This is a genomic window from Embleya sp. NPDC059237 (assembly GCF_042754105.1).
In the GTDB taxonomy this organism is placed as follows: Bacteria; Actinomycetota; Actinomycetes; order Streptomycetales; family Streptomycetaceae; genus Embleya.
The window spans coordinates 381,169-395,934 of record NZ_JBHZAE010000006.1 but is presented as its reverse complement, the minus strand read 5'-3'; the positions used below and the strand labels follow the sequence as shown (position 1 = coordinate 395,934).

Sequence of the window (14,766 nt, the reverse complement as noted above, 5' to 3'; positions counted from 1 at the left end):
GGTCGTGGTCGATGACACGTCCGTGTGGGTGAGCGCGTGGGTGCGCGTGTTCACTCGGGTGGTGGAGTCGCGGTGGTGATGCGGTCGGCCAGGTGCTTGTCCAGGTCGACGCGGACCAGTGCGGCGGCGAGTCGGGCCAGGTCGTCGGCGGCCACCAGGGCGGCGAGGGCCTGCGCGGTGGTGGGCAGGTCGAGCCGGGCGGCGCCGTGCAGGGCCCGATCGTCCAGGGTCGGGCGCAGGAACGGCCAGACGGCCTGCGCCTCCCGGCAGAACATCCCCGCGCCGGTCGGCCCGATGCCGGGGAATTCGCAGAGCAGTTCCCGGACCCGTTCGGGCCGTTCGTCGGCGTCGCGGGCGAGCCGGCGCAGGTCCCCGGCGTAGCGGCGGTGGATCAGGTCGGCGCAGTCGCCCAGCCGGGTCGCGGTGCCCTCGTCGTAGCGGACGTAGTGGGCGCGGCCGAGCGCGTCGACGCGTTGTTGCCAGGTGAGTTCGGCCAGACCGGTGGGTGTGCCGCCGCCGGCCGCGAAGAGTTCGCGGGCGGCGGCGACGGCGATCGCGGCCTTGATCCGGGTGGCGCCGAGATTGCTCAGGACCAGCAGTCGCCACAGCGGCGCGGGCTTGTCCGCGAGCCGCACGTCGGCTTCCTCGGCGTAGGTCGTGCCGGCTTCGGCGAGCAGGGTCCGGACGGTGGCACGGTGTCGCGCACGGGACTGCGGCTTGTCGGTCACGGGTGCCCTCCGAGCGAGGATGCGGTCGGTCTCTCCTGGCGGGGGCGGGTACCCGGATGGTCCGATCACAACCTTGTGCGGCGGGGGTGGCGAGTGCTGCCGCCCGGTGCGGTCGGCCGCATGGGTGAGGGCGCCATCGGAAGGGGCACGGGAATGGGGTGCGAAGTGGCGTGTTGGACCAACGGGCGCTGCTGGTAGCGGAGTTCATCCTTTCCAATGGTCTGTCGCTCGGATGTGCCGGCGACCCGTGCATTGATCGGCCGAACCGGGGCAGCCGGACGGGCACCGTTCGATGTCCGGGGGTCGCCCCCACGGATCCGGGCGCGGATTTCGTGCGATTGCGCGGAAGAGCCCGGGGTAACGGCGTGGAATCGAGCGAGCGAGATGAGGAACGATGTCGGAATTCCTGAGTGACGTGGAGACCCTGCGGGCCAAGGCTCGGCAGCAGATGGACAAGGGCCCGGTGACCGCCGCGTACGGGGCGGACCTGGAGCGGGTGGTGGAGGTGCTCAATACCGCCCTGGCCACCGAGATCGTGTGCGTGCTGCGCTATCGCCAACACCACTTCGCGGCGAAGGGTGTGCACGGGGAGACGGTCGCGGAGGAGTTCCTGGTCCACTCGAACGAGGAGCAGGAGCATGCGGACAAGCTCGCCGCGCGGATCACCCAGCTCGGTGGAGTACCGGACTTCGACCCGTCCACGGCCGCCGGGCGCGCTCATTCGCAGTACGAGACGTCGTCGGATCTGACCGAGATGATTCGGGAGAACCTGGTCGCCGAGCGCATCGCGATCCAGGCGTACACGGAGATCATCGGCTGGCTCGGCGACGGGGATCCGACCACGCGGCGGGTGATCGAGGACATTCTTTCGGTCGAGGAGGAGCACGCCGACGACATGCTGGGGTTCCTGGAGAAGAGTTCCTGAGCGTACGTCGGGAACGCGCGGGACCGGGGCGGCGGTTGCGCCCCGGTCCCGCGCGTCGGTCGGCCGTGCTGCCGGGTCAGCCGTAGTAGGGATTGCGCGGCGGTGGCCCGGGGGGTTGCGAGGTGTCGGCACGGTGCGGGTGGGCGACCCCGTCGGCCTGCCACTCCTCGGTGCCGGCGGGACGGGCGGCTCGGGCGTGCAGGCCCCGGTCCAGGCTGCGCACGTCGTGGGCGAGCCGACGCGTCCGGGCGCCGTCCCCCATCAGTGCGAGCCCGGCGCAGAAGATCAAGGCGAGGGCGAGGCCGGCGAGGAACGCGTCCAGGGTGTCGAGTGTGACGAGGTCGCGGTGGAAGAGGCGAACCGTGTATTCGGGGCCGCCGGATGTGTTGTAGCCGATCAGCAGGCCCACGAACGCGGCGGTCGCCGCCGCGAGGAGGAATCCGATGGCGATCATATTGGGTACCTTCCCGTTGTTCTTCCCGTGCTCGTACGGGTGTTCGCCGGGACGGCGGGGCGACTTCGTGGATCGGTGAGGTGACGGTCTCCGGCGCGTGATCCCGGGTCCGACTGCCCTTCCCCCGGCCGACTTGTCGGCCCGCGGCCGGGGGAGGGCAGCTCCATGGCGCGTCTACCCGCTGCCTTCCGGGTCACTCTCCCGATCGAATCGATCGTGTCGGGAGGGGAATTCGGGGTAGCCGCCGGTTCGCCGGCGAGGACGGATTCCGACGACATGCGAACTCCCGGGCCTCATGGCCCTGTCGGAGTCGTTCGGCGCTGCCCGAACCCACCCCGAACCCAGCCCGATCAGGAGGGGATGCACCGTGTCCGACGCATCGAGACCGAGTACCCGAGCGAGGAAGTCCACGACGTTCACCACGGATGTGCCGGCACGTCTGGATCGATTGCCGTGGTCGACCTGGCACTGGCGCATTCTGATCGGTCTCGGCACGGTGTGGATCCTCGACGGCCTCGAGGTCACCGTGGTCGGCAACGTCGCGGGCAGGTTGTCCGAACCCGACAGCGGCCTCGACATCACCGCGGCGCAGGTGACCGGCCCGGGCGCGGCGTTGTACGTCGCGGGAGCCTGTACCGGGGCCCTGTTCTTCGCGTGGCTCACCGACCGGTTCGGGCGCCGGAAGTTGTTCATGGTCACCCTCGCCGTCTACCTGGCGGGCACCGCGCTGACCGCGCTGTCGGTCGAGGCGTGGATGTTCTTCCTGTTCCGGTTCGTCACCGGACTGGGCATCGGCGGGGAGTACGCGGCGATCAACTCCGCGATCGACGAGTTGATGCCGGCCCGCTACCGGGGCCGCGTGGACCTGGCGGTGAACGGTACCTACTGGGCCGGGGCGGCCGGTGGGGCGTTGTTGTCCGTGCCGATGTTGAACACCGGGCTGTTCCCGGCCGATATCGGCTGGCGGTTGACCTTCGCGTTGGGTGTGGTGCTGGGGTTGGTGATTTTGCTGGTGCGCCGGCATGTCCCCGAATCCCCGCGGTGGTTGTACCTGCACGGTCGCGGTGAGGAAGCCGAGCGGCTGGTCGCGGGGGTCGAGGAGAAGTTGGTCGCGGAGGGTACGCACGGCACCGGGGAGCGCCGCGAGTTGCCCGCGCCGGAGGGCGAAGTGACCATCGACGAAAGCAAGTCCGCCGGGCTCGGCACGATCGCCCGGGCGGTGGTGCGGGACTACCCGCGGCGTTCGGTGCTGGGGTTGTCGCTCTTCATCGGGCAGGCGTTCCTCTACAACGCCATCACCTTCGGCTTCGCGTCCATTCTGGAGACGTTCTACGACGTGCCGAGTGGACGGACCGGGTACTACTTCGCGGTCATCGCGGTCGGCAACCTGCTCGGGCCGCTGCTGCTCGGGCCCCTGTTCGACTCGCTCGGTCGGCGGGTGATGATCACGTCGACGTACGTCGGCAGTGGCCTCGCGCTCTTCGGCACGGCCTGGCTGTTCGGCGCCGGGCACCTGAACGCCTCGACGCTCACCGCCTGTTGGTGCGTGGTGCTGTTCCTCGCCTCGACCGGTGCGAGCAGTGCGTATCTGACCGTCTCGGAGATTTTCCCGATGGAGGCGCGTGCCTCCGCCATCGCGCTGTTCTACGCGGTCGGCACGGCGGCGGGCGGGATCGCCGGTCCGCTGGTCTTCTCCGACCTCACCAAGTCCGGTGATGTGGGCGACACCGTACTGGCGTTCTGCATCGGCGCGGGCCTGATGGTCGCGGCGGGCGTGGTGGCCGGATTCCTCGCGGTGAACGCGGAGCGCCGCTCACTGGAGGACATCGCCCCGCCGCTGACGTCGGCGGACGAGCGCGGGTAGGGGCCCGGCTCGGGCGCGACGCTAGCCGTTCGCGGTCGGGGGGTCGGTGGTGTCGGGGGCGGCTCGGTGTAGGGACTGGTGGTGGCGGTGGGCGGCTTGGCGGTCGGCGGTTCCGGCGCGGGTGATGTCGAGGAAGATCTGGTCGACCGTGGGCCAGGACTCGCGGATCGTGTGCTTGAGGCGTTCGGACATGTCCTCGACCTCGGTGCTGTCGAGGCCGTCGACGAGGTCGATGCGGGCGGCGAGGAGGGTGGAGTGGCGGCCCATGCGCATGGTCAGCACCTGGGTGACCACGTCGATCTCGGGTTGTTCGGCGAGTCGAGCCAGGATTCGCTGTTGCAGCTCGACGTCGACCGCCTCGCCGATCAGTTGGTCCCGGGCGGCCCGGCCGAGGCGGTACGCGACGAACACCAGCAGCAGGCCGATCGCCCAGGACGCCGCCGCCTCCCAGACGGCGTTGCCGGTGGCCATGTGCAGCCCGAGGCCGGCCGCCGCGAGCAGGACGCCGAGTACCGCGCTGCCGTCCTCGGCCAGGACCGTGCGCAGCGTCGGGTCGGGCGTCTGGCGGGCGTGGCGCAGTACGGACACGCCGGCCGCGCGTGCCTGGCCGCGCAGTTGCACGACGGCGCGCAGGAGCGATCCGCCCTCGGCGAGCAGGGCAAGGCCCAGTACGGCCAGACCCGCGACGTAGGCGCCGGTTTTCGGCTCGCCGTGTTCGCGCAGCGCCTCGAAGCCCTGGAAGACGGAGAAGCAGCCGCCGGTCACGAAGATCCCGACGGCGGCGAGGAGGGACCAGAAGTAGCGGTCCTTGCCGTAGCCGAAGGGGTGCTCGGCGTCCGGTGCGCGGCGACTGCGGGACAGGGAGGCGAGCAGGAACGCCTCGTTGAGGGTGTCGGCGACCGAGTGTGCGGCCTCGGACAACAGCGCGGGTGCTCCGGCGAGTACGCCGACGGTGGCCTTGGCGATCGCGATGACGACGTTGGCGGCGAGTGCGACCCATACGGTCAACCGGGTTCCGGCGTCGTCGTCGATGTCACCTGCGGTGCCGGCGGGCGGGGGCGATGCTGGGTTCGTGTGCTCGTCTGCCACGCCGGGGCTGCTACCCCCTTGCCGGGGCGGCATGCGAGCGGGAGTCGGGTGGGCGGGTGTGAAAGATGTCCCGGATGTGTCCTGGACGCGCATGGCGGCGGCAGGGCAGGGAAGGGCAGTGGATCGAGGATGAGTACCCCTCGATCCGGGAGGCGAGAAGGTCATGGCGAACGACACGGACATCAGGAAGACTCTCACCGATACCACCCCGTTGTACGCGTTCGTCGGAGCGGGTGACCTCGCGGTCGCGAAGATCCGCGAAGTGCCCGCGAGGATCGCCGAGTTGCGGAGCGAGAAGCCGGCCCACCGCAAGCCCGTCCGGGAACGCGTCGCCGACTCCGCCGCCGACGTCCGGGAACGGCTCGGCGAGAAGTTCGACGCGGTGGCCAAGGACGCCCGCGAGACCTACCAGGGGCTGGCGGCGCGGGGGCACGAGGTGGTCGACCGCGTTCGCGGCCGGGCCGACGGGGCGGGGCAGGACGCGAAGGAGTTCGCGGACGAGGTCGCTCGGGACGCGAAGGAGCTCACGGGCAAAGCCGTTCGCGACGCGAAGGGGCTCGCGGGCGAGGCCGCGCGGGATGCGAAGGGGCTCACGGGCGAGGCTGCCGAGGATGCGAAGGGGTTGAAGGGCCGGGCCGTTCAGGACGCCAAGGAACTCAAGGGCGAGGCTGCCCGGGATGCCGAGGAGCTGAAAGGCGGGAGCGGGGGCTCCACTTCGAGGGGCAAGGCCGGTTCCGGCTCGGGGTCGGGTTCCGGGTCCGGTTCGGCCTCGCGTTCGGGTTCCGCTTCCGCGAGCGGTGCCGCGGCTCGGGCGAGGAGTGCTCGTTCGCGCAATTCGTCGAAGCCGGATACGGCCGACGACCGGTAGGCGCAGCGCTACCCGACCACGACGATGCACTCCGTGCGCACACCCTGCTCGTTGGTCCCCGCGTGGCACTTGACTCGTTCCTTGTCCTCGGCGGACACCAGAAGCCAGGTGAGTCCCGCGAGGATCATGAGGGCTGGGTCAAAAACGTGCGCAGTGCGGTGACCAATGCGGCCGGGTTGTCCTCTTGGACGTTGTGTCCGGCATTCGGGACGACCGTCAGTCGCCCGTCCGGGATGCGCTCGACCAGGTGTTCGGCGGTGCTCTGGGGGAGTACCCTGCTGCGTCCGCCGCGCACGAGCAGGACCGGAACTCCGGTCAGCCGAACTACCATTCGATCCATGGCGGCGAGGATGGCGGGAAAGTCCGGCGGGCGCGGATCGCCCTTCGGTACCCAATTGCCGTCGGGTGCACGGCGGAACAGCGTGTTCATGCGGTAGGCGACGCTCGGGCGGTCGGCGCGCGGATTGACCCGCATCGCGGCTTCGACCACGGTGTCCAGGTCCGGTACGGGGCCCAGTCCGGCCACGAACGACCGTACCCGCCGGGTGCTTTCGAAGTTCACGCCCGGTGCGACGTCGACGAGTGCCAGGCGTTCCACCCGATCGGGCCGCGCGTCGGCGACGTGGGCCGCGACCACGCCGCCGAGTGACATGCCGACCAGTGCGAATCGATCGAGGCCGAGATGGTTGGCCGTGGCGACGACGTCGGCCGCCATGGTGTCGATGCGGTAGTCGTCGGACCAGCCGCTGTCGCCGTGGCCACGCAGATCCGGTGCGATCGGCCGGACGGCGCCGCGCAGGCCGAGGCAGACGAAATCCCAGGTGCGGGCGGTCAATCCGCCACCGTGCAGCAGGACCACGGGAGTTCCGGCGCCGCCCCAGTCGAATCCGTGCAGCCGGCAGCCCGCACGGGAGTGGTGGAACTCGCGGGGCGGCGTCGGATCATGGAACTGCACGCCCAGGGCCGTCGCCAACTCGGTCATCGCCAAAATCGTGGATCGTCCGGGCACGGGCGTCTCCGTCCTTCCCGCTTTCCGCTTACCTTGAGTGCTCAAGGTAAGCGGATTACCTTGATGGGTCAAGGTAGGCTGCGGCCATGGCCACCCGAGTACGACGCAATCCCGATGACGCCCGGCGGATGATCCTGGAGGCGGCGAGCAGGCTGCTGACCGCGGGTGGCCCGGCCGCCGTGCAGGTGCGGGCGGTCGCCGCCGAGATCGGCGTGACGGATGCCGCGGTCAACCACCACTTCGGCACGCGCGATCGACTCCTGGAGTCGCTGTTGCGCTTCGGCGGGGCCAAGCTCAAGACCGAGTTGCGCGCCGTTCTGGACGCGTGGGGCGAGGGCCCGACCGATCCTGCCGAGTTGGTGCGCGCGCTGGCCGCGCTGTACGCCGACGGCTACGCCGAACTGGCGCTCGCGCTGCATCGTTCCGGGCGGCGGGACACCGGCAGCGGGCTGCTCGACGAGGTGGTGGACCGCCTGTACGCCCAGGCTCGGGAGCAGTGCGCGGCCGACGGCCGCACGCCGCCGACCCGCGAGGCGATCCGGCTGACGATGGCCGGCCTGCACCAGGCCGTCGCGATGGAGCCCCTGTTCGGCGACGACTTCCGGCGCAGCGTCGGCCTCGACGCGAGCGCGCGGGAGCACACCCTCGACTGGTGGATCGAGGTCCTGCGGATGACCCTGTCCGGCCGGGGGCCCGGTCGATCGGTCACGGGTTCACGCGGTGGCCACGGGGACGCCGTCGGGGCGGCCGGTGAGGAGGGCGGCGATGTGGTCCGCGCATCGGAGCGCCGCCGTGGCCATGGCGGATCCGGTCATGCCGGCGATGTGGGGGGTGAGCAGGGCGTTGGGGAGGCCGGAGAGGGGTGAGGCGAAGCGGGCGTGTTCGTGTTCGAAGGTGTCTACGGCTGCTGCCGCGAGGGGGTGTGTCGGGGTGACGAGCGCGTCGGCCAGGGCCTGTTCGTCGACGATGCCGCCTCTGGCGGTGTTGAGGAGGATCGATCCCGGTCGCGTGGACGCGAGTTCGGTTCGGCCGATCAGTCCCCGGGTCCGGTCGGTGAGCGGAAGATGCAGGGAGACCACGTCGCTGGTCGCCAAGAGGGTGTGCAGGGAATCGGTGGTCGGCATGGGGGATTCGGTCGGGCGTCGGGTGTAGGACTGGACTCGCATGCCCAACGCGCCGGCTCGTATTGCCAATGCCTGGCCGATGCGGCCCAGACCGACGATTCCCAGGGTCAGGTCCGACAGTTCCGCTACGGGGGCCGGTGGTGTGGTCCAACGGCCCTGGTGTGCGGCCTCGTTGTGGGCCGGGAGGTTTCGGGTGAGGGCGAGCAGTTGGGCGAGGGCGAATTCGGCGACGGCGTTCGCGTTGGAGCCCGGGGTGTGGGTGACGGTGACGCCGTGACGGGCGGCGGCGGTGAGGTCGATGTGGTCGGTGCCGGCTCCGGCGCGGCCGATCACCCGCAGGCGGTGGGTCAGGGCCGCGTCGGTCGCCGCCGCGAGGAACGTGGCGCGCAGCGGGACACCTGCGCGGGACTTGATCGCCTGATGGCCGATCCCGTCCCTGACGGTCTCGGCGATCAGGGCCGCCTCGTCGAACGCGTCGAAATCGGTGAACCGCATGCGCCCGGCCCAGGCGGTTCGCGTCCGCGCCGGGTCGGCCACTCGGCGCAGGTTCAGCGTGATGCTCAGCCCGTGGTCGAGCAGGCGTTCCAGTTCCCGTCCGAGCAGCTCGCCGGGAGCGGCGTCCAACACCAGGACTCGCGGTGGTTCCATGTGATCACCCTTCCCCGAGGGGACCCTACCGCCGGCCGTTGCTACGCCGCGTAGTGGTGCGGGTGGTGGAGGGCGAAGACTCGGGGAGGTTGGTGAATCTCGGAGCCATGTCGGCGGAACCGTGGGGTAATTCCCGTCGAAGGTTTTGGTTTCGTCGGGTTTGTGACCGGGCCGCCCTGCATACTCACGATCGTTGTCGACGTGCCGCGATCGGAAGGCGTCGACTTCGGTCCTTTCGGCTTCCCGATCCCATGCACGCTCCCCATGGTCTCACCGCGGGTGGCCGCCGGTGTCGGGGTGAGTGACGGGTCATCACCTCCCCATGGGTACAACGCGTAGTCGTCCCCCGCTCATGATCGGCGCTCTTCGGCCGCGACGGGTCGCGGTCGGTCTGATCGTGCTGGGTCTCCTGGTTCTGCTCTTTCCCATGATGTCCTCGGCCGCGGAGTCACCGCCGGTGCGCGATGCGCGGGCCGACTACCTGACCGGCGAACAACGCGCCATGACACCGGGGTTGGTCACCCGGTCCGGCAGCTACGCCGAACTGGCCTCCGGGCCCGACGAGAGTTTCGGCGACACCCGTTCGCGGGCGGCCGACTGGCTGACCGTGCCCGCGGCCGGCGCGGACGGTACCGCCTCGGCGGATCGATCGGTGCCCGCCGGTACGCCGTTGGGCAAGCGTACGGCCGCCATCACGTCTGCGGCGCTGAACGTCTCGCGCACCGCGCAGAGCCTGAAGGCCACGTCGGACGTGACCGGATTCGACCACCCGCTCAACCAGTTCCGCGAACTGGACCAAGTGGTCGGCGTGACGTCGCTGGTGCGCATCGACAAGGTGCACTCGGAGGCGGATGCTCCGAGCGCCGCGGCCGACGCCGGCCGGGTCGACGCCGGCCCCGGCGACGCTCCGCGTGCGGTGACCGAGGTCACCGGCCTCACGTTCTTCCCCGGGTCGGCGCGTGAGGAGCGGGTGGACCTGCCCGGTGGACGCATTCCCGGCGGGTTGCTCAGCCGTACGCTGCACTTCCGTACGGACGACGACGGCCTGGCCATGAAGAGCCTGTACAAGGGCGATCCGGCGATGTATCGGGCCATGCTCGGCGACGGCACCGGCTTCCTGGACGCCACCTGGACCGTGATGGTCGCCGATCTCGCCTCCACCACGGCCGACTCCGCGCGGGCCGGGCTGGGCGTCACCATCGACATGCGGTGGCGGGTCGGGATCGATGCGCGGGACACGCTGCAACTGCGCATCGACGGCAACGAGCGGTACGTGGACACCCGGATCGCCGAGGTGACCGCGGGCGACCCGGCCGCGGTGTTTCGGCGCCCGGCGGTGCCGACGACCACCGTGAGCGGGTTCGGTCCGCCCGGAGCCGGGCCGGGGGACACGGTCACGGTGACCGGCAGCGGTCTGGACGCGGGCGGGGTCGGCGTGTACGTGGACGGTTCGCCCGAGCGGATCACCGGCGACGCGCTGCGGGTGGCGGCCGACGGTGCCTCGCTCGCCTTCGCCGTGCCGGCGGGGGCGACGCCGGTCAAGGGGGTGCTCGTGGTCGGCGACCACGGGGAGGGCAGCGCCGGGAGCTTCCCGCGCCCGGGCGGCGGCAGTTCCGCTCCCACCACGACCGCGACGGGCGCGCCGCCGAGTCCCACCGACGAGGGGCCGGTCCGACACGCCTCGTGGGCGGGTCCTGCGGTCAAGGCGGGCGACCTGCCCGAGTCGTGCGTGACGGCGGCGCAGTGGCGGGTCCCGGCGGACCGGGCGGTGTTCACGGCGGCGCTGGGCGACGGCGGGGTACGGGCACCGGTGATCGCCTCGGCGGTGTTCACCTTCGCCGACGAGAGTGGTGCGCGGCACGAGGTGGCCACCGGCGCCGGGCCGATCTGGGGGCAGCCGTGGCCGGCGGGGCCGGCCGCGCACGTGGTGGGCACCCGGCCCGGGCAGGTCGCGGCGATCGTGCCGAACGGGTGGAGCCTGGTGGCGCTGGGCGCCGACCACCGCGGTGGGGAGAGCGCGAGGCAGGTCGCGCTCAGGCCGGTCGGCGGGTGCTGGGCGCTGGATCGGGAGCGGCCTACCACGCCGCCTACGAGCGTTCCGCCGACCACGGTGCCGCCCACGAGTGCGCCGCCTACGACGGTGCCGCCGACGAGTGCGCCGCCTACCGGGGAGCCCTCCGGTGGGCCGACCGGCACCTCGACTCCCACCGGGTCCGGCGGCACCACCACCCCGGGCTCGAACAGCGGCGGCTCCGGCGGCTCCCACACCGTCCCCGAGACCGCGACCGGCACCGACGGCAGCCTCTCCCGTACCGGCGCCGACATCGTCCTCCCCGTCCTCCTCGGCACCGCCGCGCTCGGCGCCGGCCTCGTCCTGCTGTTCGCCGCACGTTCCAGGAGCGCCCGATGACCCCTGCCCCCGACCGCAACCCCCACCTGCCCCGTTCCGGCGTGCCCGACCGGCTCGCCGCCACGATGAGCATCGCCGAGCAACACGAGTACCTGCTCGCCCGGCGCCGCACCGTCTCGCGTCGCGGCGTCCTCACCGCGATCGGCCTCGGCGGCGCGGCCGTTCCGCTCTTCGGCACCTCCTCGTCGGCCGGCCCGCGCCGCGCGCCGTCGCTGCTCTCGGGCACGGACTACGTCGACGGGAACGCGCTCAAGCCCGCCGCCCGGCATCTCGCGTTCGGCGCCGACCCGCGCGCCCAGGCGGCGATGAGCTGGCAGGTGCCGCAACCGGTGCGCCGGCCGTACCTGCGCCTGGGCACGTCCCCGAAGCAACTGGACCAGGTGGTGCCCGCCGAGATCCGGCACCTGCACTCGCACCTGATCGAATACGCCGACAACCCCGCCTCGGCCTACTTCGACTACGACCAGTACCACCTGCACGCCGCACTGGACGGCCTCGACCCGGGCACGCGCTACTACTACGCGCTCGGCCACGCAGGGCTGGACGCCGCCTCCGTCGCCGCCACCGTCGGCTCGTTCCGCACCGCGCCGGCGGTCGACGGTGTACCGGAACCCTTCACCTTCACCGCGTTCGGCGACGAGGGCGTGGAGTTCGGCGGCGCCGCCAACCAGACTCTGATGCTCCGTCAGAACCCGGCGTTCCACCTGCTCGCGGGCGACATCGCCTACGCCGCTTCGGGCGCGGGGCTGCCGTCCAGTCACCACAGTGCGGACGGCGCGGACAAGCTCCAACCCGAGATGTGGGACGAATACCTGCGGATGATCGACCCCGTCGCCGCGTCGGTGCCCTGGATGGTCGCGATGGGGAACCACGACATGGAGGCCCTGTATTCGCCGGACGGCTACGGCGGCCACCTGGCCCGCTGGCACCTGCCGGGCAACGGGCCGCGCAACTCCCATGCCACGTACGGCTTCCGCTACGGCAACGTGGCGGTGGTCAGTCTCGACGCCAACGATGTCTCGCACGAGATCCCGCACAACCGGGGCTACACCTCCGGCGCGCAGACGGCGTGGCTGGCCGGCCATCTTGCCCAGGTGCGGCGTACGCCCGGGATCGACTTCGTGGTGGCCTTCTTCCACCACTGCGCCTACTGCACGGCGACCGACCACGTCTCCGACGGCGCGATCCGGGAGGAGTGGATCCCGCTGTTCGACCGCTACCAGGTCGACCTCGTGATCAATGGGCACAACCACGTCTACGAGCGGGCCGATCCGATGCGCGGCGGCGTACGCACCCGGCGGGCCGACATCGGCGACCGGATCCGACCGGCCACCGACGGCACCACCTACCTGACCGTCGGCAGCGGCGGGAAGAGCGGCTACGAGTTCTCCGCGCCGGAGACGTACGCGGGCGGCCCGGCCGATGTCACCGACGCTGTGAAGGGCGGCTACTACACGAAGGCCGGCAAGCTCGACGAGACCGTCGAGTGGTCGCGGGTGCGGTTTCGCGGCAATGCCTTCATCGCCGTCGACGTGCGGCCGGCCGCCGCCGGGCGGGAGACCACGATGACGATCCGCACGCTCGGTGCCACGGGCGCGCAGATCGACACGGTCACGCTGGTCCGGGAGGCGGGTACGCCGATCCCGGTCGCGGGCACGGGCGGTCGCGGACCCGGGGACTGAGCTTGTGCTACATCGGCGGTCGGCCGCGTTCGCCGCAGGCCCGGGGATTGCCCCGATGCCTCCGGTCGAACGCCGGACGGCCGCCGATGTACGTGCGTGGGTCGGGCCGGCGCGTCCCCCGGGCCGGGGCTCAGCCCACCGCTCGCCTGACGAGTTCCGCGATTCGTGCCTCGACCTCGGGCGTCACCTCGGTCAGGGCGAAACCGGCCGCCCACATCGGGCCGTCGTCGAGCTTGGCCAGGTCGCTGAACCCGAGCGTCGCGTAGCGGGCCTTGAACTTCTCCGCGCTCTGGAAGAAGCAGACGACCTTGCCGTCGATCGCGTACGACGGCATGCCGTACCAGAGCTTCGGCTCCAGGGTCGGCGCGTTGGCGGTGACGATGGCGTGCACACGCTCGGCCAGGACCCGGTCGGCGTCCTGCATCTCGGCGATCTTCGCGAGCAGATCCCGCTCCGCCTCGGCCGCCTTCTCGGCCTTCGACGTACGCCGCGACGCCGCCTTCAACTCCTTGGCGTGGTCCTTCATCGCGGCGCGTTCGTCGGCCGAGAAGCCCTCGTGCCTGCCGTCTTCGGTGTTGCCCATGGCGGATCTCCCCGTGTTGATCATGATTTCGTGATCTTGGACGGGACCTTATCCCGGCTCCCCGATACCGGGTCAACGGTGACGCGCGAATCGCTCGTCGCCGACCCCATCGCGCGGCGCAGCGCCGCCACGACCACGGTCGGCTCGTGGACGGCGGCGGCCACGCGTTCGGCCGCGTCGAGGACGTCGGCCAGGGTGTCGGGCGCGGCGCCGGACACGACCTCGCACATCCATTCCGCCAGCCGCCCGGCATCCTCCGGTACGTCCGGCAGGCTCGGGCCGGCCGCCGCCGGCGCGCCCGGACCGCTCGGAGCCCGGCGCCCGGAACGGCCCGCCGGCCGACCCAGGGCACGCTGCCACCAGCGACGACGCTCCCGAGGCGCGGCGGGCTCGGGCAGGGCAGGCTCGGGAGGGGCGGTCCGGAGCAGGGTCGGCGGCACGTCGTGCGCGGGGCCGTCGGGTGCGCCTGCCACCCCGTCCCCTTCGGTCATCTCCGCCTCCGCCGCCAGGTCCCACGCGGACAGGTCCGGCATACGCCCCTCGCTGCCCCAACGGCCCACGGGAAGGCGGACCTTGTGCGGGTGCACGCACACGCCCACCCCGGTGCACGCGTCCACCCGGCGTCCCTCGCCCCGGATCCACGGCCAGGCCCGGTCCGGGCGCGGCGCCACGTCGAACGCTCCCGGGGCGAACAGGCGGGAGGGGCAATAGCCGCACACCTCGTCGTCGATCGAGGGTGGCATGCGTCGTTCCGGCGGCATGAGCGCAGCGTAACGACCGTGCGGAGGCGCCCCGCCGGGGGCCGCCGATGGGAAAAAGCGGTGTGGGCCTCAGCCGCCCACCCGCGGCAGGACCGGGACGAGGTCGTCCCACCGGGCGATCTCACACCCGTCGGTCCGGTCGAACGCGGCGTCCACGGGGCGGCCGGCCCACACGCCGGTGATGTGCGCGGTGGCGGGTCCGCCGTGGATCATCGTGCACATCGCCCCGTTCGGCACGGGCGCGAACGGCTCCCTGCCCCACATCGTCACGGAGTCCAACCTTTCGCAAGCCTGCCGGGGCGCGGGGTGACCGCCGGCGGCGGGGTGGCACTCCAGCGTGTACACCCCGGCCCCGCCGGGAGTGTCCGTCACGGTGATGGTCAACCGATCCCCCGTCCCGGAGGCGCCGGTCACGACGGGCGCCGAGTCGGCCACGGCGGCGGGCGCCAGGTACGGCCCTGCGACAAGAACCAGGGCGGACACGACGAGACGACGAAGCACCACTGAAGACTCCCGATGCGTGTGCACATGCGTACAGGCCGGGGACGCCCCCACGCACCCGCGCGCAAGGCCCCGTCACCCCTAACGCCCGCACCCCCACGCGGGTCACGCGCCACCCCC

At 71.7% G+C, this 14,766-nt stretch carries 13 protein-coding genes and 1 pseudogene; 6 read left to right on the top strand and 8 right to left on the bottom strand.

Features of this window, described 5'->3' with window-relative positions; all coding sequences use genetic code 11:
- Positions 1–50: 50 nt before the first annotated feature.
- Positions 51–728 (bottom strand): endonuclease, encoded by a 678-nt coding sequence (locus tag ACFXKZ_RS21330; protein WP_380002471.1) that lies wholly within the window; start codon positions 726–728, stop codon positions 51–53.
- Between the two features lie 394 nt (positions 729–1,122).
- Here ACFXKZ_RS21330 and ACFXKZ_RS21325 point away from each other — a divergent pair, with 394 nt between their 5' ends.
- Complete coding sequence (locus ACFXKZ_RS21325; protein WP_380002470.1) at positions 1,123–1,653, top strand: bacterioferritin; 531 nt, start codon at positions 1,123–1,125, stop codon at positions 1,651–1,653.
- Between the two features lie 76 nt (positions 1,654–1,729).
- Here ACFXKZ_RS21325 and ACFXKZ_RS21320 read toward each other — a convergent pair whose 3' ends face one another.
- Positions 1,730–2,107 carry a hypothetical protein gene (locus tag ACFXKZ_RS21320; RefSeq protein WP_380002469.1) on the bottom strand — a complete coding sequence of 126 codons (378 nt, stop codon included), beginning with the start codon at positions 2,105–2,107 and terminating at the stop codon, positions 1,730–1,732.
- Between the two features lie 295 nt (positions 2,108–2,402).
- Here ACFXKZ_RS21320 and ACFXKZ_RS21315 point away from each other — a divergent pair, with 295 nt between their 5' ends.
- Positions 2,403–3,971, top strand: coding sequence for an MFS transporter (locus ACFXKZ_RS21315; RefSeq protein WP_380002468.1), 1,569 nt, complete (start codon positions 2,403–2,405; stop codon positions 3,969–3,971).
- A 21-nt stretch (positions 3,972–3,992) separates the two neighbouring features.
- On the opposite strand, the gene ACFXKZ_RS21310 is transcribed toward ACFXKZ_RS21315, so the two are convergent.
- Complete coding sequence (locus ACFXKZ_RS21310; RefSeq protein ID WP_380002467.1) at positions 3,993–5,093, bottom strand: cation diffusion facilitator family transporter; 1,101 nt, start codon at positions 5,091–5,093, stop codon at positions 3,993–3,995.
- A gap of 130 nt (positions 5,094–5,223) precedes the next feature.
- On the opposite strand from ACFXKZ_RS21310, the gene ACFXKZ_RS21305 reads away from it, so the two are divergent.
- Positions 5,224–5,928 carry a hypothetical protein gene (locus ACFXKZ_RS21305; protein ID WP_380002465.1) on the top strand — a complete coding sequence of 235 codons (705 nt, stop codon included), beginning with the start codon at positions 5,224–5,226 and terminating at the stop codon, positions 5,926–5,928.
- Between the two features lie 124 nt (positions 5,929–6,052).
- On the opposite strand, the gene ACFXKZ_RS21300 is transcribed toward ACFXKZ_RS21305, so the two are convergent.
- The gene (locus tag ACFXKZ_RS21300; protein ID WP_380002464.1) at positions 6,053–6,910 is read right to left on the bottom strand and encodes an alpha/beta fold hydrolase; all 858 of its coding nucleotides are present in this window, start codon (positions 6,908–6,910) and stop codon (positions 6,053–6,055) included.
- 113 nt (positions 6,911–7,023) lie between these two features.
- Between ACFXKZ_RS21300 and ACFXKZ_RS21295 the strand changes: the two are divergent.
- Positions 7,024–7,194, top strand: a pseudogene (locus ACFXKZ_RS21295) (TetR family transcriptional regulator); the annotation flags it as partial.
- A 456-nt stretch (positions 7,195–7,650) separates the two neighbouring features.
- Here the strand turns inward: ACFXKZ_RS21295 and ACFXKZ_RS21290 are convergent.
- Positions 7,651–8,709, bottom strand: a complete 1,059-nt coding sequence (locus ACFXKZ_RS21290) for an NAD(P)-dependent oxidoreductase (RefSeq protein WP_380002463.1) — start codon at positions 8,707–8,709, stop codon at positions 7,651–7,653.
- A gap of 322 nt (positions 8,710–9,031) precedes the next feature.
- Here ACFXKZ_RS21290 and ACFXKZ_RS21285 point away from each other — a divergent pair, with 322 nt between their 5' ends.
- Both ACFXKZ_RS21285 and ACFXKZ_RS21280 read left to right on the top strand, forming a co-directional pair.
- Complete coding sequence (locus tag ACFXKZ_RS21285; RefSeq protein ID WP_380002462.1) at positions 9,032–11,119, top strand: hypothetical protein; 2,088 nt, start codon at positions 9,032–9,034, stop codon at positions 11,117–11,119.
- On the top strand, positions 11,116–12,801 hold the full coding sequence (locus ACFXKZ_RS21280) for a purple acid phosphatase family protein (RefSeq protein ID WP_380002461.1): 1,686 nt from the start codon (positions 11,116–11,118) through the stop codon (positions 12,799–12,801). Before ACFXKZ_RS21285 ends, ACFXKZ_RS21280 begins: the two co-directional genes overlap by 4 nt.
- 130 nt (positions 12,802–12,931) lie before the next feature.
- On the opposite strand, the gene ACFXKZ_RS21275 is transcribed toward ACFXKZ_RS21280, so the two are convergent.
- The 3 genes from ACFXKZ_RS21275 to ACFXKZ_RS21265 form a co-directional block, all read right to left on the bottom strand.
- Positions 12,932–13,384 (bottom strand): iron chaperone, encoded by a 453-nt coding sequence (locus ACFXKZ_RS21275; RefSeq protein WP_380002460.1) that lies wholly within the window; start codon positions 13,382–13,384, stop codon positions 12,932–12,934.
- Between the two features lie 20 nt (positions 13,385–13,404).
- On the bottom strand, positions 13,405–14,145 hold the full coding sequence (locus tag ACFXKZ_RS21270) for a hypothetical protein (protein WP_380002459.1): 741 nt from the start codon (positions 14,143–14,145) through the stop codon (positions 13,405–13,407).
- A gap of 69 nt (positions 14,146–14,214) precedes the next feature.
- The gene (locus tag ACFXKZ_RS21265; protein WP_380002458.1) at positions 14,215–14,649 is read right to left on the bottom strand and encodes an SSI family serine proteinase inhibitor; all 435 of its coding nucleotides are present in this window, start codon (positions 14,647–14,649) and stop codon (positions 14,215–14,217) included.
- Positions 14,650–14,766 lie beyond the last annotated feature (117 nt).